The following is a 22,118-nucleotide window of genomic DNA, read 5'->3' on the forward strand; positions in this document are numbered from 1 at the left end:
ACAAAAATAGGTTTTATCCAATAAAGGTAGGTATCCCCTTATACCTATCTTTATTTTTATCTTTTCCTAGGGCAATTTATTAAGTAAATCGCTTAGTTTGGGAATAGGCATAAACATCTTCGATATACCCTTCTTTAATTTTTTGCTGTTGCTGTTGCCAATATTCTGGTGATAAAAGCTCACGATGTTGAGCTTCAAAATAGTGGCAAACTCGCTTATCACTACATAAAAAATAGCGAAATTCTTCAGGAAATACATCATTGAGTGCAACGCTATACCAAGGCTCGCTCGCTAATTCATCTTCAGGGTAACGAGCAGGAGGGATCGCCCGAAAATTCATATCTGTCATATAACTAATTTCATCATAGTCATAGAAAATCACACGATGATGCCGAGTTACACCAAAGTTTTTAAACAGCATATCACCGGGAAAAATATTCGCTGCAATAAGCTCTTTCAACGCTTGCCCATAATCTTCAACAACAGCTTTAAGTTGATTGACATCGCACTGTTCCATATAGATATTGAGCGGTATCATTCTCCGTTCCATATAAAGGTGACGGATCAGTATTTTATCACCTAGATCTTCTAGTTTATTTGGGATCTCTTGTTCAAAAACAGCCATTAATTCAGGGCTAATTCTTTTCTTATCGATCATAAAATTCTCAAACTCTTGGGTATCTGCCATTCGTCCAACACGATCATGTTCTTTAACCAATTGATAGCACTCTTTTACACGCTCCGCAGTGATCGTTTTTTGTGGTGCAAACTTGTCTTTGATTACTTTAAAAACTCGATCATAAGTTGGTAATGTAAATACTAACATCACCATACCTTTTACACCGGGTGCTTCAATAAATTGCTCTGATGAAAAATTCATAAAGGCGAGGTATTCACGATAGTATTCTGTTTTACCGTGTTTTTGGCATCCTATAGACATATAAAGCTCAGCGATAGATTTGCTTGGTAATATATCTCTTAACCATGCGACTAATGCCGCAGGAAATGGGGCATAAACCATAAAATAAGAACGGGCAAAACCAAAGACAATACTAGCTTCATCTGCTGAGATAAGGCAGGTATCAATCAGTAATTGCTGCTCAACATTATGAATAGGCAATAAGAATGGAATATATTGATTATTAATCACTATTTTTCCAATCAACCAAGCCGCTTTATTACGATAAAAGAGTTCGTTTGCAATATGAAATACCGCACTCTGCAATTGTTCAGAAGAGAATTGAGCGGTAAGTACACTACAAATAGAGTGAATGTCGCGTTGTTTATTTTGCCACGGTAATCGCAAAGGTAAGCGTGATAAAACGTCTTGCAGTAATGTGGGTAAATCACTCTGAATAACAAACTGCTTTGATAACGGTCGAGGTGCTTGTGTAAAGCGATAAGCTGGTTGGGATGAAAAAACAAATAGGTTTTTTTTATTCAATTCACGATGGTAAAACAGACGACAATAAACAGAATTAAAAAAGCTCTCTGCGATCTCAAACCGAGGGTAATTGGGCAATAATTGCGTATAGTTTTCTTTCACCCTTTGTAGAAAAAGACTTTCTTTATCAATATCATGCCGAATACACTTAAGTTGTTCAACCACTAATCCAACATGATTATCGTATAAACGGATGCGCTCTTTCATCGCGATTTGAACACCATGCCAATCCGCCTGCTCAAAACGATATTGTGCCCCCGAGGTTATCTCAAGGAAGCGACCATATTGGGCATCAAAGCCTTGTAAAATTGTTTGAGCAATTAAATCTTCTGGCGTCATTAACAACCTCACGAAAAAGAGGAGCATCCTGCTCCTGAATTATCACCACAAAAATAGATAATGATATTTTTAAAACTTGTGGCTCGCTGAAATCTAAAACTGTTGTTCTTCTGTTGAGCCCGTTAGTGCCGTCACTGAAGACATACCACCTTGAATAATCGTGGTCACTTTATCGAAATATCCTGTTCCCACTTCTTGCTGATGCGAGGAGAAGGTGTAACCTTGATTAAGTGCAGCAAACTCTTTTTCTTGCACCTTCTCAACGTAATGTTTCATACCTTCACCCTTAGCATAATCATGTGCCAGATCGAACATGTTAAACCACATGCTGTGAATACCCGCTAAAGTAATAAACTGGAATTTATATCCCATTGCGGAAAGCTCATCTTGGAAATGTGCGATCGTGCGATCATCAAGGTTCTTTTTCCAGTTAAAAGAAGGCGAGCAGTTATAAGCCAGCATTTTCCCGGGATATTTATCGTGAATAGCTTCTGCAAACTTAGCTGCCATTTTCAGATCAGGGAGTGATGTTTCACACCACACCAGATCGGCGTAAGGTGCATAAGCAAGCCCACGACTAATGGCTTGATCAATACCCGCATGAGTACAGAAGAAACCTTCAGGAGTACGTTTTCCTGTTAAGAATGGACTATCGTAAGGATCACAATCTGAAGTTAAGAGATCGGCAGCATCAGCATCTGTTCTGGCAACAAGTAATGTTGGCACATCAGACACATCAGCGGCCAAACGTGCAGCAACAAGCTTTTGTACAGCCTCTTGAGTCGGAACTAATACTTTTCCTCCCATATGACCGCATTTTTTCACTGCTGCTAACTGATCTTCAAAGTGAACACCTGCCGCTCCAGCTTCAATCATTGCTTTCATTAATTCAAAGGCATTTAATACCCCACCAAAACCTGCTTCCGCATCAGCCACAATAGGAAGGAAAAAATCAATATAATCTTTATGTTGAGGACCAATACCATTTGACCACTGAATTTGATCAGCTCGTCTAAACGTATTATTAATACGTTGAACAACATTAGGAACAGAATCAACTGGATATAGCGACTGATCAGGGTACATGCTTGCTGCGGTGTTAGCATCAGCAGCCACTTGCCATCCTGAAAGGTAAACAGCTTCTAACCCTGCTTTTGCTTGTTGCAACGCTTGCCCACCAGTTAAAGCACCTAATGCATTAACATAACCCTTTTTCGATTTTCCATTTAATGATGACCAAAGCCTTTGAGCGCCACGTCTTGCTAAGGTATGTTCTGGGTTAACCGAACCTCTTAATTTAATGACATCTTCAGCGCTATAAGGACGGGTAATGCCTTTCCAGCGAGGTTGTTCCCACTCTTTCTCTAATTGGGCGATTTGCTCTGATCTACTAATAGTCATAAAAACAGCTCCTATAAATACGGTAGTGATGATGTTTGCAGTTTATAAATACGTTTTGACGTATCTTTTTTAATTTAAAAGTTGGTAACCCGGTAAAGTCAGAAAATCGACTAATTCATCTTGGGTTGTAATCTTATCCATCAAAGAAGCCGCTTCTTTAAAACGCCCTTCTTTAAAACGAGTATCACCGACTTCTTGGTGTATCACTTCAAGCTCTTCTTTCAGCATTTTACGAAAGAGATCTTTAGTCACGACTTGCCCATCAGACAGTGTTTTTTGATGGCGGATCCATTGCCAAATAGAGGTACGCGATATTTCCGCTGTTGCTGCATCTTCCATTAATCCATAGATAGGTACGCAACCATTACCAGAAATCCACGCTTCGATATATTGCACAGCAACACGAATATTCGCTCTCATGCCCTTTTCTGTACGTTCACCTGTACAAGGTGCTAATAACATTTCTGCCGTTATTTTTTCATTGCGTTGTACATCGAGCTGATTGGAGCGAGTCCCCAATACCGCATCAAAAGCAGACAATACTGTTTCAGCAAGGCCAGGGTGAGCAATCCAGGTACCATCATGGCCATTTGTTGCTTCAAACTCTTTATCGTCAAATACCTTTTTCAAAATAATGCCATTTTGCTCAGGATCTCTACTTGGGATAAATGCAGACATTCCGCCCATCGCAAAAGCACCCCGTTTATGGCAAGTCTGGATCAGTAAACGTGAATAAGCACTTAAGAAAGGTTGAGTCATCGTGATCCCTTGTCTATCAGGTAATACACGATCTGGGTAATTTTTTAATGTCTTGATATAGCTAAAAATATAATCCCAACGACCACAATTAAGTCCAACGATATGCTCTTTCATATGAAAAAGAATTTCTTCCATTTGAAAAACAGCGGGTAAGGTTTCAATTAATACTGTGGCTTTAATGGTTCCTGTTGCTAAACCAAAGCGCTTTTCAGTGAAATGAAAAACATCACTCCACCATTTAGCCTCTTGCCATGTTTGCAATTTAGGAATGTAAAAATAAGGGCCACTCCCTTTTTCTAATAAGGCTTTGTGGTTATGGTAAAAATACAAAGCAAAATCAAATAATCCCCCTGCAATAGGCTTCCCTTGCCATAGCACATGCTTCTCAGGAAGGTGGAGTCCTCTTACTCTTGCAATCAATACCGCAGGTGACGCTTTAAGTTGATAACATTTACCTTTTTCATTGGTATAAGAAATAGTGCCTTTGACGGCATCACGCAAATTGATCTGGCCATCAATTACTTTGTCCCATGTAGGCGCTAAGGAGTCTTCAAAGTCCGCCATAAAGACTTTCACATTAGCATTTAGTGCATTGATAACCATTTTGCGATCAACAGGCCCTGTTATTTCCACTCGACGGTCTTGAAGATCTTTAGGTATTGGATTAACTTTCCATTCTGATTTTATAATGGAATCTGATTCCGAAATAAAATCAGGAAGTTCACCATTATCAACTCTGTGTTTCCAGTTATCTCTTTCAACTAATAAAGCATGGCGTCTATCTGAGAAATGATTTACTAAATCAGTTAAAAAACACTTAACATCATGATTTAATATATTCTTTTCCTGTTCACCAAAAGATTGCGTAAAATTTAATTCTTCTGTAGTTAACGATTGTGACATTCTGCATTCCCCTAAAAGCGTTTACACACCTGATTAAGATTAATGCAGTTTTCACAAAAATCAAAAATGAATTCCATTTTTATTTAAATAATTTTTAACAATGTGATTACATCGGTGTTTTTTTATTGTACAAAAATCAGAATTTCAAAATAATTCGAGGGATCTGGAAGAGATCGGTAATAGACGGAGAAAAAGAATGTTAATGTCTGATGATTTTAGCTATATAGCTTTTTCTTATATGAATATTCTTCATACACCACATGAAGACCTCGACATTTAAAAAGTTATTAGATAAATTCAGGCTTCTAGATGTCTAGATGTATTTTAGAGGTTATTGAAATGCCAATTAGAGTGCCCGATGAGCTACCCGCAGTCCGCTGTTTACAAAAAGAGAATGTCTTTGTTATGACATCCAGTAGAGCGAGTATTCAAGATATTCGCCCATTAAAAGTGCTTATCCTTAATTTAATGCCAAAGAAAATAGAAACAGAAAATCAATTTCTGCGATTGCTTTCTAATAGTCCTCTTCAAATTGATATTCAATTATTGCGTATTGACTCTCGTGTTCCTAAAAATACTCCGGTAGAGCATCTCGATACTTTCTATTGTGATTTTGACCAAATTAAAGAACAAAATTTCGATGGACTTATTGTCACAGGTGCACCATTAGGGCTAGTTGAATTTGAAGATGTGGCTTATTGGGATGAAATAAAAGAAGTTATTACATGGGCTAAAGAGCATGTGACTTCTACACTCTTTATTTGTTGGGCGGCTCAAGCTGGATTGAATATCTTATACGACCTACCTAAATACACGCTAGAACAAAAAATTTCAGGCGTATATAGTCATAATACTTGCTCACCATTTTCACTGTTAACACGCGGATTTGATGAGACTTTCTTTGCTCCGCATTCTCGTTATGCTGGTTTTCCTATCGACTTTATTCAAAACAATACTGATTTAGAGATCCTTGCAACATCAGAAGAAGCTGGCGCTTATTTATTTGCATCAAAAGATAAAAGAGTTGTTTTTGCAACTGGGCATCCAGAATACGATCCCAATACACTAGCAGATGAATATCATCGTGATGTTAAAGCAGGGCTAGATCCTAAATTACCCGAAAACTATTTTCCTAGTAATGATCCGAGTAAAAAACCTATCGCTTCTTGGCGTAGTCATGGACATTTATTGTTTGCTAATTGGTTGAACTACTATGTTTATCAGATAACACCGTTCGATCTTACCCAAATGAATCCAACATTAGATTAAAGAAAAACCCCAAAATCAATTTGGGGTTTTAAGATAATCATTACTAAACTAAGAATTATTTATAACGATGAGCCAATGCGTTAGCTGCGATCATTGCATTATAAACATCTTCCTCAGTCACTTTCATTGGCATATTACCCATCGTGTCGCCTTCAGCACAGGCGATTTTAGCAACAGTGCGCCATTCGCTTTCAATGAATTCTTTCATGCCCATATCTTCAAGTGTCAGTGGTAATTCTGCCGCTTTAATAATACGGATCACTTCATCAATTTCTTCTTGTGGTGCATTTTCTAACACTAATTGAGTTAATAAACCGAATACCACTTTTTCACCATGTTGAACTCGGTGTAAAGACTCAACAGCAGACATACCATTATTTACTGCGTGAGCAGCTGCTAAACCACCGGCTTCAGCACCAACACCACTTAGGTAGATTGTTGCTTCAATAGTTTGCTCTAATGCAGGAGTGGTAATTTTGTGGCGAATAGCATCCATTGCTTTATCAATGTTTTCACTTAACATTTCAAAACAAAGTTGTGCTAAACCAAGGCCTGTACGTGATGGACGTTGATTGACTAAATTTAAGCCGTCTGCTTGATAACAAGCTCGTGCTTCAAAGTAAGTTGCTAAGGCGTCGCCAACACCTGCTGAGAAAAAGCGTTGTGGGGCTGATGCAATAATAGCGGTATCAGCAATAACAACATCTGGATTTTGTGGTAAGAATAAGTATTTATCAAACTCACCATTTTCTTTGTATAAAACAGATAATGCAGTACAAGGTGCATCAGTTGAAGCGATAGTTGGGAATAAAATAACAGGAATGTGTTGATAATAAGCAACGGCTTTAGACACATCTAATGTCTTACCTCCTCCAATTCCAATAATAACGTTTGCTTTATTTTCAACCGCAATTTTACCAAGGCGATTAACTTCTGCCTCAGTACATTCGTAATTAAATTTTTCAACCAGTGAAACAATACCATTTTCTTTTAGAGAAGGAGCCGCTTCTTTAGTTACTTTTTCTAAAAAAAACTCATCACTAATAATAAATGCATTATCACCAAAATCTTTTACATATTTACCGACAGAAGACAGTAATTGGCTACCAATAAAGAATTTTTTTGGCGAGGTTACAGAGCGAGGTAATATAGATGACATAACTAAATTCCTTTATTTTAGATTTTGCTACAAACAGTAGCAGAATTAGTATTTCATCTTACCTCTCATCATAATATGAATCTAGTAAACTCTCTGATAGTCATTACCTAAATCATTTAAATTCATTATTTTTAATTTATATAAAACAAATAGTTATTTTTAGATGATTTTAAAAAAGCAGATTACCTACGTATTTATTACTATAATAAAGGCATCATCACTGTGATGCCATAAAAAGGACAACACAATAAATCGTTATTTGATATACAGTCATGTTATATTCACGCTATAACAATATATTATTTTATTAAGGTGATTTCTTGTGGAAGACGCTGTTATTCTCGTAGATAAAAATGATAATGAGCTAGGAACAATGCCAAAGCTTGAAGCTCATATTGTAGGCGCCTTACATCGAGCCTTTTCAATATTTATTTTTAATTCAAAACAGCAATTACTTATTCAACAACGTGCAATATCTAAATATCACTCTGGTGGTTTATGGGCAAATACATGTTGTAGCCACCCGCTTCCAAACGAATTACTTTCAGATGCTATTCATCGTCGTTTAGATGAAGAATTAGGCATGAAATGTGATATGCAACCTATTGGAACTATTCTGTATAACGAAAAAGTGACAAATGATCTGATAGAGCATGAATTTGATCATCTATTTCTTGGGTTTAGTAATGAATTACCACATAGCAACCCAGATGAAGTGATGAATTATCGTTGGATTTCTTTAGATACACTCTATCAAGATACCGAAGAAAACCCACAAAATTACAGTGTTTGGTTTCGTTATATATTAAATAGGATGGGAATTGAGCAATTTTCTCGTTGGAGCCAAGGCATTATTTAGCAATTATCTTATTAACAACCTAAATACAAAATCAATTGCTTATTCTTTTGATCTTTTTAAAAGCCCCAAACGCAAAAAAGCCAACCCATTGGGTTGGCTTTCTCGTCTTATTTAATGCCTGGCAGTTCCCTACTCTCACATGGGGAGACCCCACACTACCATCGGCGCTACAACGTTTCACTTCTGAGTTCGGCATGGATTCAGGTGGGTCCGCTGCGCTATGGCCGCCAAGCAAATTCGGTATCATTACCCGTTACTGTTGTTTCTTTCTCAGTAACCAGCAATATTCAATCTTAAACAAGCTTACTTCATCGATGTTCGTCTCTCAGACAAAACACCTTCGGTGTTGTCAGGTTAAGCCTCACGGTTCATTAGTACTGGTTAGCTCAACGTATCGCTACGCTTACACACCCAGCCTATCAACGTCTTAGTCTTAAACGTTCCTTTAGGTCACTCTAGGTGACAGGGAAGACTCATCTCGAGGCAAGTTTCCCGCTTAGATGCTTTCAGCGGTTATCTCTTCCGCACTTAGCTACCGGGCAATGCCATTGGCATGACAACCCGAACACCAGTGGTGCGTTCACTCCGGTCCTCTCGTACTAGGAGCAACCCCTCTCAATCTTCCAACGCCCACGGCAGATAGGGACCGAACTGTCTCACGACGTTCTAAACCCAGCTCGCGTACCACTTTAAATGGCGAACAGCCATACCCTTGGGACCTACTTCAGCCCCAGGATGTGATGAGCCGACATCGAGGTGCCAAACACCGCCGTCGATATGAACTCTTGGGCGGTATCAGCCTGTTATCCCCGGAGTACCTTTTATCCGTTGAGCGATGGCCCTTCCATTCAGAACCACCGGATCACTAAGACCTACTTTCGTACCTGCTCGAGCCGTCACTCTCACAGTCAAGCTGGCTTATGCCTTTGCACTAACCGCATGATGTCCGACCATGCTTAGCCAACCTTCGTGCTCCTCCGTTACTCTTTAGGAGGAGACCGCCCCAGTCAAACTACCCACCAGACACGGTCCCCGACCCAGATTATGGGCCTAGGTTAGAACATCAAACGTTAAAGGGTGGTATTTCAAGGTTGACTCCATGCAGACTGGCGTCCACACTTCTAAGTCTCCCACCTATCCTACACATCAAGGCTCAATGTTCAGTGTCAAGCTATAGTAAAGGTTCACGGGGTCTTTCCGTCTTGCCGCGGGTACACTGCATCTTCACAGCGAGTTCAATTTCACTGAGTCTCGGGTGGAGACAGCCTGGCCATCATTACGCCATTCGTGCAGGTCGGAACTTACCCGACAAGGAATTTCGCTACCTTAGGACCGTTATAGTTACGGCCGCCGTTTACTGGGGCTTCGATCAAGAGCTTCTCCTTACGGATAACCCCATCAATTAACCTTCCAGCACCGGGCAGGCGTCACACCGTATACGTCCACTTTCGTGTTTGCACAGTGCTGTGTTTTTAATAAACAGTTGCAGCCAGCTGGTATCTTCGACTGGCTTCGGCTCCGTCCGCAAGGGACTTCACTTACCGCCAGCGTGCCTTCTCCCGAAGTTACGGCACCATTTTGCCTAGTTCCTTCACCCGAGTTCTCTCAAGCGCCTGAGTATTCTCTACCTGACCACCTGTGTCGGTTTGGGGTACGATTGTTGGTAACCTGAAGCTTAGAGGCTTTTCCTGGAAGCAGGGCATCAATTGCTTCACCACCTTAGTGGCTCGTCATCACACCTCAGCATTAAGTGACCGGATTTGCCTAATCACTCTGCCTACATGCTTGAACCGGGACGACCGTCGCCCGGACAACCTAGCCTTCTCCGTTCCCCCATCGCAGTTACCACCAGTACGGGAATATTAACCCGTTTCCCATCGACTACGCTTTTCAGCCTCGCCTTAGGGGTCGACTCACCCTGCCCCGATTAACGTTGGACAGGAACCCTTGGTCTTCCGGCGTGCGGGTTTTTCACCCGCATTATCGTTACTTATGTCAGCATTCGCACTTCTGATACCTCCAGCATGCCTCACAGCACACCTTCACAGGCTTACAGAACGCTCCCCTACCCAACAATATTTACATATCGCTGCCGCAGCTTCGGTGCATAGTTTAGCCCCGTTACATCTTCCGCGCAGGCCGACTCGACCAGTGAGCTATTACGCTTTCTTTAAATGATGGCTGCTTCTAAGCCAACATCCTGGCTGTCTGAGCCTTCCCACTTCGTTTCCCACTTAACTATGACTTTGGGACCTTAGCTGGCGGTCTGGGTTGTTTCCCTCTTCACGACGAACGTTAGCACCCGCCGTGTGTCTCCCGTGATAACATTCTTCGGTATTCGTAGTTTGCATCGAGTTGGTAAGTCGGGATGACCCCCTAGTCGAAACAGTGCTCTACCCCCGAAGATGAGTTCACGAGGCGCTACCTAAATAGCTTTCGGGGAGAACCAGCTATCTCCCGGTTTGATTGGCCTTTCACCCCCATCCACAAGTCATCCGCTAATTTTTCAACATTAGTCGGTTCGGTCCTCCAGTTAGTGTTACCCAACCTTCAACCTGCCCATGGATAGATCACCGGGTTTCGGGTCTATACCCTGCAACTCATTCGCCCAGTTAAGACTCGGTTTCCCTACGGCTCCCCTATTCGGTTAACCTTGCTACAGAATATAAGTCGCTGACCCATTATACAAAAGGTACGCAGTCACCTCACGAAGAGGCTCCTACTGCTTGTACGTACACGGTTTCAGGTTCTTTTTCACTCCCCTCGCCGGGGTTCTTTTCGCCTTTCCCTCACGGTACTGGTTCACTATCGGTCAATCAGGAGTATTTAGCCTTGGAGGATGGTCCCCCCATATTCAGACAGGATAACACGTGTCCCGCCCTACTCGTCGAGTTCACAATAACAGCATCTTCAGATACGGGGCTATCACCCTTTACTGCCGGACTTTCCAGACCGTTCTCCTGATGCTGCTATTGATTAAGACTCTGGGCTGTTCCCCGTTCGCTCGCCGCTACTAGGGGAATCTCGGTTGATTTCTTTTCCTCGGGGTACTGAGATGTTTCAGTTCTCCCGGTTCGCTTCATTAACCTATGTATTCAGTTAATGATAATATCCATTGGATATTGGGTTTCCCCATTCGGAAATCGTCGGGTATAACGGTTCATATCACCTTACCGACGCTTATCGCAGATTAGCACGTCCTTCATCGCCTCTGATTGCCTAGGCATCCACCGTGTACGCTTATTCGCTTAACCTCACAACCCGAAGGTGTTTCTCTCGAAGACGACTTTAAAGGTCATGGCTACACAAGCATCAATTCGTTGTTGGGCAGTGCTCGTAATGCTCACATACTTATGTATGCTGCGCTTACTGCGCGCTGTCCGCCTAGAATTGCTGTTGCTCGCTCATGACACTCGCCTTGGAGTATCACACATTCAAGGTCTGAGATTTTGAGAGACTCATCAATATACCTCGGTGATATATTGATTTGTTTTCAATTTTTCAGCTTGTTCCAGATTGTTAAAGAGCAAAATAATTCGCAGTATACTATTGCTAATATACTCTGAATTATTGTTTTATATTCAAGAAATTATGGTGGAGCTAAGCGGGATCGAACCGCTGACCTCCTGCGTGCAAGGCAGGCGCTCTCCCAGCTGAGCTATAGCCCCATAATGCATTCTTAATACCTGTATAACCACTCCTTTTCTTCTTTATAAAAGAAGCTTTTTCTTTAGGCAAGGCATGGAGTAACGAAGTTTACTTAAAGTAAACGAGTTGCTTCACAACACAGCATAAAGGAAAAGTGGTAGGCCTGAGTGGACTTGAACCACCGACCTCACCCTTATCAGGGGTGCGCTCTAACCACCTGAGCTACAAGCCTATACCGGTATTTCTGCTCGTTCTTCATCAGACAATCTGTGTGAGCACTGCACATAACACGTATCTCTTAGGTAAGGAGGTGATCCAACCGCAGGTTCCCCTACGGTTACCTTGTTACGACTTCACCCCAGTCATGAATCACAAAGTGGTAAGCGCCCTCCCGAAGGTTAAGCTACCTACTTCTTTTGCAACCCACTCCCATGGTGTGACGGGCGGTGTGTACAAGGCCCGGGAACGTATTCACCGTAGCATTCTGATCTACGATTACTAGCGATTCCGACTTCATGGAGTCGAGTTGCAGACTCCAATCCGGACTACGACAGACTTTATGAGTTCCGCTTGCTCTCGCGAGGTCGCTTCTCTTTGTATCTGCCATTGTAGCACGTGTGTAGCCCTACTCGTAAGGGCCATGATGACTTGACGTCATCCCCACCTTCCTCCGGTTTATCACCGGCAGTCTCCTTTGAGTTCCCGCCATCACGCGCTGGCAACAAAGGATAAGGGTTGCGCTCGTTGCGGGACTTAACCCAACATTTCACAACACGAGCTGACGACAGCCATGCAGCACCTGTCTCAGCGTTCCCGAAGGCACTCCTCTATCTCTAAAGGATTCGCTGGATGTCAAGAGTAGGTAAGGTTCTTCGCGTTGCATCGAATTAAACCACATGCTCCACCGCTTGTGCGGGCCCCCGTCAATTCATTTGAGTTTTAACCTTGCGGCCGTACTCCCCAGGCGGTCGATTTAACGCGTTAGCTCCGGAAGCCACTCCTCAAGGGAACAACCTCCAAATCGACATCGTTTACAGCGTGGACTACCAGGGTATCTAATCCTGTTTGCTCCCCACGCTTTCGCACCTGAGCGTCAGTCTTTGTCCAGGGGGCCGCCTTCGCCACCGGTATTCCTCCACATCTCTACGCATTTCACCGCTACACATGGAATTCTACCCCCCTCTACAAGACTCTAGCTGACCAGTCTTAGATGCCATTCCCAGGTTAAGCCCGGGGATTTCACATCTAACTTAATCAACCGCCTGCGTGCGCTTTACGCCCAGTAATTCCGATTAACGCTTGCACCCTCCGTATTACCGCGGCTGCTGGCACGGAGTTAGCCGGTGCTTCTTCTGTTGGTAACGTCAATCGCTGATGATATTAGCATCAACGCCTTCCTCCCAACTGAAAGTACTTTACAACCCTAAGGCCTTCTTCATACACGCGGCATGGCTGCATCAGGCTTGCGCCCATTGTGCAATATTCCCCACTGCTGCCTCCCGTAGGAGTCTGGGCCGTGTCTCAGTCCCAGTGTGGCTGATCATCCTCTCAGACCAGCTAGAGATCGTCGCCTAGGTGAGCCATTACCTCACCTACTAGCTAATCCCATATGGGTTCATCCGATAGCGCAAGGTCCGAAGAGCCCCTGCTTTGGTCCGTAGACGTCATGCGGTATTAGCTACCGTTTCCAGTAGTTATCCCCCTCTATCGGGCAGATCCCCATACATTACTCACCCGTCCGCCGCTCGTCAGCAAGAAAGCAAGCTTTCTCCTGTTACCGCTCGACTTGCATGTGTTAGGCCTGCCGCCAGCGTTCAATCTGAGCCATGATCAAACTCTTCAATTAAAAGTGTTTGATGCTCAAAGAAATCGAAAACTTAGCTATTCATAAATGAATTTACTTTTGTTGTTCACTCTTCAAGACTTGATACATCTAATATTTTAGAAGATATCGTCTCTGCGAGTGCCCACACAGATTGTCTGATAATTTGTTAAAGAGCAGTGCAACATTCGCTGCCGTTTCCGGTCTTCTGCGTTGTTGCGAGGAGGTGCATTCTACATCTTCCTCATTCAGTGTCAAGCGTTTATTTTCAAGGCTTTTTCACTTTTTTCTTCGTTCTCTCGGCTAACTCACTTAGCGTGGTTTGCCGTGACAACGAGGACGCATTATAGGGAGTTTTCCGAGGCTGGCAATAGTTTTTTTTAGAAAAAAAATCGTTTGCTTAATTCCACAGCAAAACCCCCACTTATACGCACTTATCAACAATTTTATCCACAGATTGTCTTTTTACATAAAATTAGCATGTCAAACGCAAACGTTTGCGTTATTATAATGACCGATTAAGTAAGATTGATTTTGTGTCCATCTTCTGAAATGTTAGTTAAGCAAACACAATTTCACTGTATTAATGTGATTTAACTTCACCATTACTACCGTTATACCAACCCCAAGGGATAAAACTCATGCAACATCTTCGTCCTATCCGCCGTGCACTTTTAAGTGTGTCTGATAAAGCAGGTATTTTAGAATTTGCTAAAGCACTTGTTGAAAGAGAAGTAGAACTCTTATCGACAGGTGGAACCGCACGTCTATTAGCAGAAGCTGGCTTACCGGTTATTGAAGTCTCCGATTACACAGGTTTCCCAGAAATGATGGATGGCAGAGTGAAAACGCTGCACCCTAAAGTACATGGTGGAATTTTAGGTCGTCGTGGACAAGACGATGCGATTATGGAAGAACATGAAATTCGACCTATCGATATGGTCGTCGTAAATCTTTATCCTTTCGCTAAGACGGTAGCTCGCCCAGATTGCTCATTAGCAGATGCAGTGGAGAATATCGATATTGGTGGACCAACAATGGTTCGCTCCGCAGCAAAAAATCATAAAGACGTTACGATTGTAGTAAATAGTAATGACTATGAAAGAGTGATTGAAGAAATGGATAATCACGAAAATAGTCTTACTTTAGACACACGCTTTGATTTGGCGATTAAAGCCTTTGAACATACAGCTGCTTACGACGGAATGATTGCTAACTACTTTGGTCAGAAGGTTGCACCTTATTATGGTGATACTTCACAACCATCAGGTACTTTCCCTCGAACCTTAAATCTGAACTATATAAAGAAACAAGATATGCGTTATGGTGAAAATGCTCATCAGCAAGCAGCTTTCTATATAGAAGAGAATATAGAGGAAGCATCTATTGCCACTGCAAACCAATTACAAGGCAAAGCACTTTCTTATAACAACATCGCTGATACTGATGCCGCGTTAGAATGTGTGAAATCATTCTCCGAGCCTGCATGTGTTATTGTGAAACATGCAAACCCTTGTGGAGTTGCAATTGCGAACACTCTCACACAAGCATATGACAATGCATTTAAAACCGATCCAACTTCTGCATTTGGCGGTATTATCGCATTCAATCGTCCATTAGATGCAAAAACAGCAAGTGCAATCATCGAACGCCAGTTTGTTGAAGTGATCATTGCTCCTTCTATTAATGAAGATGCGCTACCGATTTTAGAAACAAAACCAAATGTTCGTGTATTAGCTTGTGGTCAATGGCATGAAGCCAAACCAGCGTTAGATTTCAAACGTGTTAATGGTGGACTGTTAGTTCAAGATCGTGACTTGGGTATGGTAAAAGAAGAAAACTTAAGAGTAGTCACTCAACGTCAACCAAGTGAACGTGAACTTAAAGATGCACTCTTCTGCTGGAAAGTCGCAAAATTTGTAAAATCAAATGCCATTGTTTACGCAAAAAACGATATGACTGTCGGTATTGGTGCAGGACAAATGAGCCGTGTGTATTCTGCAAAAATTGCGGGGATTAAAGCCGCTGATGAAGGCTTAGAAGTTGCAGGTTGTGCAATGGCATCAGATGCATTCTTCCCATTTAGAGATGGTATTGATGCAGCAGCACTTGCCGGTGTGACTTGTGTTATTCAGCCTGGTGGTTCAATTCGTGATGATGAAGTGATTGCAGCTGCAAATGAACATAACATCGCGATGATTTTCACCAATATGCGCCACTTCCGTCATTAATAAGGTATTGATATGAAGATTTTGATTATTGGTAATGGTGGTCGTGAGCATGCTTTAGCTTGGAAAGCCGTTCAATCACCGCTTACTACACAAGTCTTTGTTGCGCCGGGTAATGCTGGAACAGCGTTAGAGCAAGGCGTACAAAACGTTGCAATCAGTGCAACGGATATTCCTGCATTAATTGCCTTTGCTCTAGAGAATAATATTGATTTAACAATTGTTGGCCCTGAAGCCCCACTTGTTATTGGTGTTGTTGATGCCTTTAAAGCAGCGGGACTGACCATCTTTGGTCCAACAAAAGGAGCCGCTCAATTAGAGGGTTCTAAAGCTTTTACAAAAGATTTTTTAGCTCGACATAAAATTCCAACTGCGGATTATCAAAATTTTACAGAGATAGCGCCTGCACTTGAGTACCTCAATAAAGTAGGCGCGCCGATTGTTATCAAAGCAGATGGTTTAGCAGCAGGTAAAGGCGTTATTGTTGCAATGACACAAGCTGAGGCTGAAGCTGCAATTAAAGATATGCTGGCTGGCAATGTTTTTGGTGATGCAGGGCACCGTATTGTTATCGAAGAATATCTTGATGGTGAAGAAGCTAGCTTTATTGTCATAGTTGATGGTGAACACGTTATTCCAATGGCAACAAGCCAAGATCATAAGCGTGTCGGCGATGGCGATACAGGTCCTAATACTGGGGGAATGGGTGCATATTCGCCAGCACCTGTTGTTACACCAGAAATCCACCAGCAAGTAATGGAAAGGATCATTTATCCAACAGTAAAAGGAATGGCTTCTGAAGGACATCGCTACCAAGGTTTCCTTTATGCTGGACTGATGATTGATAAACAAGGTGTTGCTAAGGTTATTGAGTTTAACTGTCGTTTTGGTGATCCAGAAACTCAACCTATTATGATGCGTATGCAATCTGACTTAGTTGAACTCTGTTTAGCTGGAGCAAAAGGTAATTTAAAAGATAAAGATCCCCATTGGGATCCTCGCCCAGCTTTAGGGATTGTGATTGCAGCAGGCGGCTACCCTGCGGATTATCGTCAAGGTGATGTTATCGAAGGCTTAACACCAACATCGTCAACAACGGCAAAGGTATTTCAAGCTGGAACAACACTCAATGACAAAGGCGAAGTTATCACTGCTGGCGGGCGAGTATTATGTGTGACTGCATTAGGTGATGATATCGAGCAAGCTCAAAAAAATGCTTATGCTTTAGCGAAAGGTATTCATTGGGATGGTAGTTTTTATCGTCATGATATCGGCTATCGAGCGATTGCACGCTTAAAGAAATAATTTAACAACGGCAAAAGGGAGTGATCACAAGCTCTCTTTTGTTGGTTCCCATTTACAAAAATCGTGTTCTGCAACCATAAGTAATTGCTTACCTTCTGGTGAATCAAGCCAAGCAACATAAGAAGGCTTATTTGGATTGCGCGCTCTCGTTTTTAACCAGCGTTGTTCCGGACCTTCAAATGAAACACTCACCTTCTCGCCAGCACATGTTGTCATTGTATTTTGATACCAGACACCCTGTACTAAATTTACTTTCCCAATAGTAAGCGCTTCGCTGATTTCACGCTCTTTACTTGCAGCAAACACCATTCTTAAACGTTCATCTTCTGTTAATGCTCGTTTTTGCTTTTGGCTTTCTTGTTGCATGAAAATAACTTCACCACGTTTATTTAAACGAAGGTGCCAAGATGAGGGCTCGGTAGGATTGATAACTTCAGAGCGGACTTGCCAAAGCTTATTTTGGCGATACTCATAGAATGTGATGACAGTTTCTGGCTTTTTATAAAAGCTATAAACACTCATGATCACTTGAGGTTCTGACGCTGTATTATTTAAACGCCATAATCGCACAATGCCTTCGTCCGCAATATAACCTGTTGCAGAAAATTCAGGTAGCTGCACAGTAGAGGAGCAGGCGCTGAGCAAAAAAGCAGATCCTATTGCTAACAGCCCCTGTCGTTTCAACAAAAGGGGAGTAAATCCCCCTCTATTGTTCATTCCGTTCAAAGGAATTATTTTACTGCGTCTTTCAGTGCTTTACCGGCAGTAAATGCAGGAACGTTAGCTGCTGCAATTTTAATTTCTTTACCAGTTTGAGGGTTACGACCAGTACGCTCTGCACGGTGATTCACCTTGAATGTACCGAAACCAACTAACTGTACAGAATCGCCTTCTTTCAGAGCACCTGTTACTGAATCGATAAACGCTTCAATAGCAGCTTTTGCTTGAGTTTTTGTCAGATCCGCTTTTTCAGCAACTGATTCGGTTAATTCAGCTTTGTTCATAAAATAGTCCTTAAAGTATGTTTTATCGTTTGAAAAACATCTGGTGAAAAAACTTAACTTATCTTTTTAAGAGGATAAATTAAGTAAAACACCTGAGCCACTTCTTTTCGTACCCAATGTAGAACATACACGGGGGTGATGTGAAGTCTTTAAACGTCGCTTTTCAAGCACTAAATCACGTTTTTCTGATTTAGTGCGTTAATTCTATACCGATATTGCTCATTCCAGCTTCACGAAGGTCTGCACGTAGACCTTTGATCAGTTCGACATCTCTTTCTTCACATTCTACAAGTAGACGGTAAATTTCCCATTGGATATCGAATTCTTCAATAACAGCAGGTAGAGATCTAAGCTCTTCTTCACTCATTTCTCTTTCTGCTTGTGTCATTTCAAGTGAAGCAACTGTCCCTACTGATAATTTACTCACTTCAATAGCGTGACTTAATGATTCACCGCTTAAACGAGAGTGAACAATTTCACTAAGTGCAACACAGGCATCAATCGCAGGATAGACACCATAAATCTCGAACTGAGATGCATCAGGAATTGCTTCTTCTAATTTCTCTAATTGAGAATCAAAATTAACCTTTGCATCTTTCACCGTTAAAGTTTCCCAAACCAGATCGAGAATACGGCGATAAAGCATTGGATCGGTAAAACCTGTTTCACGACAAAATACCTGATAATTTGGGTACATTCTCTCACACAGGCATGCCATAAACGTCAGGTGTTGCCAAGCTTCTAGCTTTTCTAAACGTAAATGGATTGGGTTCTTCAACATTCGTGATTACTCATTTTCTTAACTTAGGCGCAGTTTACCTGAAAATTAAAAATATCCACATATTTCCCGATCATTTAGAGCTTATTCTTATTCAACTGCTCAAATAATCGCCTATTTGAAGCAATACCATCAGCCCAACGCGTTGGTTCTGGCAATCGATATCCTTTCATACACAGCTCAACCCACTGCAAAGCACCTTCCATACTCACTTTATGACCCGGAGAAACATACAGGGGTTTACATTTTTTCTTACTGCGATAAATCCACCCTATTTGTTCATTCTTATCCATTAACGGCTCATGGCTTCCCACCTCTTCGTTAACTGCTTTATCAATGCCACATAAACGACTTTTTGCCACGCCAATAGTCGGTGTATCCACTAATAAACCAAAATGACTTGCAACACCAAGCCTTCTAGGATGAGCAATACCTTGTCCATCGACAAAAATAAGAGAAGGCTTCTGTTTGATTAATTGCCAAGCAGCTAGTAACGCTGGACACTCTCTAAATGAAAGCAAACCAGGGATATAAGGGAGAGTCGTAGGAATTCGCGCGATTTGGTATTCAAGAATTTCGAAAGAAGGATAATGCATTATCACGATGGCGGCGCGAGTGACCGCGCCGCCGTCTTCAAAACCAACATCAGCACCAGCTATATAAGTTGGTGCTGTGAATTGGTCTGTTAGAATAATCTGTTGAGCTTTTTCTGTCTGCTCCTGACGTAATTGTTGGGTATTAATCATTATCCTGATGATAAGGCTTCGATAAACGGTGAACCGCATCAATAAATGCACCAGCATGTTCAGGTGGAACATCTTGATGAATACCGTGCCCAAGATTAAAGACATGACCGTTGCCTTTACCAAACCCAGCAAGAATAGTTTCGACTTCTTGTTCTATTCTGGCAGGTGGTGCATACAGCATAGAAGGATCCATATTACCTTGTAGCGCAACTTTATCCCCAACTCGACGGCGTGCATCTTCAATATCAATCGTCCAATCAAGTCCTAATGCATCGCAACCTGTCGCAGCCATAGCTTCTAGCCAGCGACCACCACCTTTGGTAAATAAAGTGACTGGTACTTTTCTTCCATCATATTCACGGATAAGACCATCAACAATCTTATGCATATAGTGTAATGAGAAGAGTTGGTAATCACGCCCTGTTAGCACACCACCCCATGTATCAAAGATCATGATAGATTGTGCGCCCGCTTTAATTTGAGCATTCAGATACAGAATAACGCTATCTGCCAGTTTATCCAGTAATAGATGTAGAGCTTGAGGCTCTGAATACATCATTTTTTTAATTTTTGTGAAGGCCTTACTACTTCCACCCTCAACCATATAGGTTGCCAGTGTCCAAGGGCTTCCTGAAAAACCAATTAATGGCACACTACCTTGCAATGCATGACGAATGGCACGTACTGCATTCATCACATATCCTAGTTCATCTTCAGGATCAGGAATAGGCAGTTTTTGAATATCAGCAAGGCTGTTGATAGGTGATTTAAAACGAGGGCCTTCACCTGTTTCAAAGTAAAGACCTAGCCCCATTGCATCTGGAATAGTTAAAATATCAGAAAATAAAATAGCGGCATCTAAAGGGAAGCGTCTTAAAGGCTGTAATGTCACTTCACATGCTAATTCTGTATTTTTGCACAATGAGATGAAATCTCCCGCCTGTGCCCGTGTTTCCTTGTATTCAGGAAGATATCTGCCTGCCTGACGCATCATCCAAACTGGGGTGACATCAACAGGTTGGCGCAACAGCGCACGTAAATAGCGGTCGTTTTTCAACTCACTCATGACTAACTCCATTAACAGTAATAGGGCCGCAAAATAGCATGCATTGTAACATGCTGGAGAAATAACTGTTGGCAGACAGCGCCTTTATTTAGCTCTTTTCTTTATCTTGTCTGATATTCGCTATCGTATCTTCTATCAAGCGTCGAGCAATTGTATCTGGTGGTGGGATCTGGGGTAATTGATCGTAACGATACCAACCCGCACTCATTAATTCAGAAGGATCATGTTGTAGTTCGCCACCATCATAATCGGCCAAAAATCCCATCATTAAAGAATGAGGAAACGGCCAAGGCTGAGATGATACATAGCGAATATTGCGAATACGAATATTGCTCTCTTCAAACACTTCACGAGCCACTGCTTCTTCTAATGTTTCACCAACCTCAACAAAACCAGCGAGTACAGTGTAAAGAGGTGAATGTTTATGCCTAACATGATGTGCTAATAAGATCTTATCTTCATGTCGAATACCCACAATAATGCAAGGGGCAATTTGCGGATAATAACGTTCATGGCAGTTATCGCATAAACACGCCCATTCACTCTCACTATGACGCATTTTAGAACCACAATAACCACAAAAACGGTGAGAACGATAAAACTCAGCCAGTTGAACACCACGACCGACTAATTTAAATAAGTTTTCATCTTGTGAGGCGATAAGTCTTGGTGAGCACATGTCGTTATCCATTTTTCCATGAATAAGCCAAACTGTTTCACCTTGCCATTCACCCACAATTTTGGCGTGCTGACCAATGAGATCCCAATCTTTAGCTAAGCCAAACGGAAGTTCACCTTTAGGTAACCACACTCGCCCACCAAGACTGACTGTCCACCAGCCCTTTTCTGAGCCTGTTAATGTATATAAATGCATAACGACCATTCTATCCAAAATAATGATATAGAATAGAGGATACTCTCTTTAGCAAGAACCTCTCAATGTATTATCTCTGTCTTCTATGATTCATTAACATCCACTCACTAAAAACATAAATTATATTAATGTTATTGAGTGTAACCATTATTCAAATTTCACAAATGAAAGGTTGGGAACAACAATATTGGGATTTAAATAAATAACCCATATCGGACTTGTAGTTTTTAAAATCTTTCATATACTGGACTTCTTCTTGTCGGAGTGCCTAGTGTTTATAAGGCTATTATAAACACAGGCTGAGACCGTTAATTCGGGATCCGCGGAACCTGATCGGGTTAATACCCGCGAAGGGAACAAGAGTGATTCGACCTTTTGATAGCTTCATTGCGTATATTTTTCACACATCTATATACACCTATCTGTCGATACTCCCTGCGACCTCCAGACAAGCATTTTTCTCAATATTCACCCGACAGGCTAATAGCCTGCATGATATTTATTAGGAAATGCT

Annotated in this window: 14 protein-coding genes, 2 tRNA genes, 3 rRNA genes and 1 riboswitch; of the genes, 4 read left to right on the forward strand and 15 right to left on the reverse strand. The window is 41.8% G+C overall.

The window, feature by feature from the left end; translation table 11 throughout:
* Nucleotides 1-79 precede the first annotated feature (79 nt).
* The 3 genes from aceK to aceB all read right to left on the reverse strand — a co-directional run bounded on the left by aceK (nucleotide 80) and on the right by aceB (nucleotide 4,846).
* Entirely contained in the window at nucleotides 80-1,789 is a 1,710-nt protein-coding gene (gene aceK / locus F1325_RS17225) for a bifunctional isocitrate dehydrogenase kinase/phosphatase (RefSeq protein ID WP_406588826.1), read from the reverse strand.
* Between the two features lie 87 nt (nucleotides 1,790-1,876).
* Nucleotides 1,877-3,184 (reverse strand): isocitrate lyase, encoded by a 1,308-nt coding sequence (gene aceA, locus F1325_RS17230; RefSeq protein ID WP_109373146.1) that lies wholly within the window; start codon nucleotides 3,182-3,184, stop codon nucleotides 1,877-1,879.
* A 69-nt stretch (nucleotides 3,185-3,253) separates the two neighbouring features.
* Complete coding sequence (aceB, locus tag F1325_RS17235) at nucleotides 3,254-4,846, reverse strand: malate synthase A (RefSeq protein WP_109373145.1); 1,593 nt, start codon at nucleotides 4,844-4,846, stop codon at nucleotides 3,254-3,256.
* 339 nt (nucleotides 4,847-5,185) lie between these two features.
* On the opposite strand from aceB, the gene metA reads away from it, so the two are divergent.
* The gene (metA, locus tag F1325_RS17240; protein ID WP_109373144.1) at nucleotides 5,186-6,115 is read left to right on the forward strand and encodes a homoserine O-acetyltransferase MetA; all 930 of its coding nucleotides are present in this window, start codon (nucleotides 5,186-5,188) and stop codon (nucleotides 6,113-6,115) included.
* Nucleotides 6,116-6,170: 55 nt separating this feature from the next.
* On the opposite strand, the gene F1325_RS17245 is transcribed toward metA, so the two are convergent.
* Nucleotides 6,171-7,274 (reverse strand): glycerol dehydrogenase, encoded by a 1,104-nt coding sequence (locus F1325_RS17245; RefSeq protein WP_109373143.1) that lies wholly within the window; start codon nucleotides 7,272-7,274, stop codon nucleotides 6,171-6,173.
* 322 nt (nucleotides 7,275-7,596) lie between these two features.
* Here F1325_RS17245 and idi point away from each other — a divergent pair, with 322 nt between their 5' ends.
* Entirely contained in the window at nucleotides 7,597-8,133 is a 537-nt protein-coding gene (idi, locus tag F1325_RS17250; RefSeq protein WP_109373142.1) for an isopentenyl-diphosphate Delta-isomerase, read from the forward strand.
* Nucleotides 8,134-8,249: 116 nt separating this feature from the next.
* Here idi and rrf read toward each other — a convergent pair.
* From rrf to F1325_RS17275, 5 genes are all read right to left on the reverse strand, one after another.
* Nucleotides 8,250-8,365: ribosomal RNA gene (rrf, locus tag F1325_RS17255) — 5S ribosomal RNA — on the reverse strand.
* A 118-nt stretch (nucleotides 8,366-8,483) separates the two neighbouring features.
* Nucleotides 8,484-11,387: ribosomal RNA gene (locus F1325_RS17260) — 23S ribosomal RNA — on the reverse strand.
* Nucleotides 11,388-11,725: 338 nt separating this feature from the next.
* A tRNA-Ala gene (locus F1325_RS17265) sits at nucleotides 11,726-11,801 on the reverse strand.
* Nucleotides 11,802-11,936: 135 nt separating this feature from the next.
* Nucleotides 11,937-12,013: transfer RNA gene (locus F1325_RS17270), tRNA-Ile, on the reverse strand.
* A gap of 71 nt (nucleotides 12,014-12,084) precedes the next feature.
* Nucleotides 12,085-13,627 (reverse strand): 16S ribosomal RNA (locus F1325_RS17275).
* Together the 16S, 23S and 5S rRNA genes with 2 tRNA genes alongside form the textbook arrangement of a ribosomal RNA operon.
* Nucleotides 13,628-14,244: 617 nt before the next feature.
* Between F1325_RS17275 and purH the strand changes: the two genes are divergently transcribed.
* Nucleotides 14,245-15,834: a bifunctional phosphoribosylaminoimidazolecarboxamide formyltransferase/IMP cyclohydrolase gene (purH, locus tag F1325_RS17280; RefSeq protein WP_109374355.1), complete on the forward strand. Its 1,590-nt coding sequence runs from the start codon at nucleotides 14,245-14,247 to the stop codon at nucleotides 15,832-15,834.
* A gap of 12 nt (nucleotides 15,835-15,846) precedes the next feature.
* Entirely contained in the window at nucleotides 15,847-17,136 is a 1,290-nt protein-coding gene (gene purD, locus F1325_RS17285) for a phosphoribosylamine--glycine ligase (protein ID WP_109374354.1), read from the forward strand.
* 24 nt (nucleotides 17,137-17,160) lie between these two features.
* On the opposite strand, the gene F1325_RS17290 is transcribed toward purD, so the two are convergent.
* The 6 genes from F1325_RS17290 to nudC all read right to left on the reverse strand — a co-directional run bounded on the left by F1325_RS17290 (nucleotide 17,161) and on the right by nudC (nucleotide 21,604).
* Nucleotides 17,161-17,823: a DUF1481 domain-containing protein gene (locus F1325_RS17290; protein WP_244313532.1), complete on the reverse strand. Its 663-nt coding sequence runs from the start codon at nucleotides 17,821-17,823 to the stop codon at nucleotides 17,161-17,163.
* A gap of 44 nt (nucleotides 17,824-17,867) precedes the next feature.
* Complete coding sequence (locus tag F1325_RS17295) at nucleotides 17,868-18,140, reverse strand: HU family DNA-binding protein (protein ID WP_004246922.1); 273 nt, start codon at nucleotides 18,138-18,140, stop codon at nucleotides 17,868-17,870.
* Between the two features lie 190 nt (nucleotides 18,141-18,330).
* A complete protein-coding gene (locus F1325_RS17300; protein ID WP_023583105.1) occupies nucleotides 18,331-18,921 on the reverse strand; it encodes a YjaG family protein in 591 nt (196 codons plus the stop codon).
* Nucleotides 18,922-18,995: 74 nt separating this feature from the next.
* Complete coding sequence (gene nfi, locus F1325_RS17305; protein WP_109374352.1) at nucleotides 18,996-19,664, reverse strand: deoxyribonuclease V; 669 nt, start codon at nucleotides 19,662-19,664, stop codon at nucleotides 18,996-18,998.
* Entirely contained in the window at nucleotides 19,657-20,730 is a 1,074-nt protein-coding gene (gene hemE / locus F1325_RS17310) for a uroporphyrinogen decarboxylase (RefSeq protein WP_109374351.1), read from the reverse strand. The genes nfi and hemE overlap by 8 nt, the downstream gene beginning before the upstream one ends.
* Nucleotides 20,731-20,818: 88 nt before the next feature.
* The gene (gene nudC / locus F1325_RS17315; protein WP_109374356.1) at nucleotides 20,819-21,604 is read right to left on the reverse strand and encodes an NAD(+) diphosphatase; all 786 of its coding nucleotides are present in this window, start codon (nucleotides 21,602-21,604) and stop codon (nucleotides 20,819-20,821) included.
* Nucleotides 21,605-21,854: 250 nt separating this feature from the next.
* Nucleotides 21,855-21,977, forward strand: a riboswitch (TPP riboswitch).
* Nucleotides 21,978-22,118 lie beyond the last annotated feature (141 nt).

Origin of the sequence: Proteus columbae (assembly GCF_009914335.1) — a bacterium.
Classification (GTDB): domain Bacteria; phylum Pseudomonadota; class Gammaproteobacteria; order Enterobacterales; family Enterobacteriaceae; genus Proteus.

Coding starts and splice junctions, on each gene's coding strand:
- purD (WP_109374354.1), top strand. CDS start 15,847: ATGAAGATTTTGATTATTGGTAATGGTGGTCGTGAGCATGCTTTAGCT.
- aceB (WP_109373145.1), bottom strand. CDS start 4,846: ATGTCACAATCGTTAACTACAGAAGAATTAAATTTTACGCAATCTTTT.
- hemE (WP_109374351.1), bottom strand. CDS start 20,730: ATGAGTGAGTTGAAAAACGACCGCTATTTACGTGCGCTGTTGCGCCAA.
- F1325_RS17300 (WP_023583105.1), bottom strand. CDS start 18,921: ATGTTGAAGAACCCAATCCATTTACGTTTAGAAAAGCTAGAAGCTTGG.
- nudC (WP_109374356.1), bottom strand. CDS start 21,604: ATGCATTTATATACATTAACAGGCTCAGAAAAGGGCTGGTGGACAGTC.
- nfi (WP_109374352.1), bottom strand. CDS start 19,664: ATGATTAATACCCAACAATTACGTCAGGAGCAGACAGAAAAAGCTCAA.
- aceA (WP_109373146.1), bottom strand. CDS start 3,184: ATGACTATTAGTAGATCAGAGCAAATCGCCCAATTAGAGAAAGAGTGG.
- F1325_RS17245 (WP_109373143.1), bottom strand. CDS start 7,274: ATGTCATCTATATTACCTCGCTCTGTAACCTCGCCAAAAAAATTCTTT.
- purH (WP_109374355.1), top strand. CDS start 14,245: ATGCAACATCTTCGTCCTATCCGCCGTGCACTTTTAAGTGTGTCTGAT.
- metA (WP_109373144.1), top strand. CDS start 5,186: ATGCCAATTAGAGTGCCCGATGAGCTACCCGCAGTCCGCTGTTTACAA.
- F1325_RS17295 (WP_004246922.1), bottom strand. CDS start 18,140: ATGAACAAAGCTGAATTAACCGAATCAGTTGCTGAAAAAGCGGATCTG.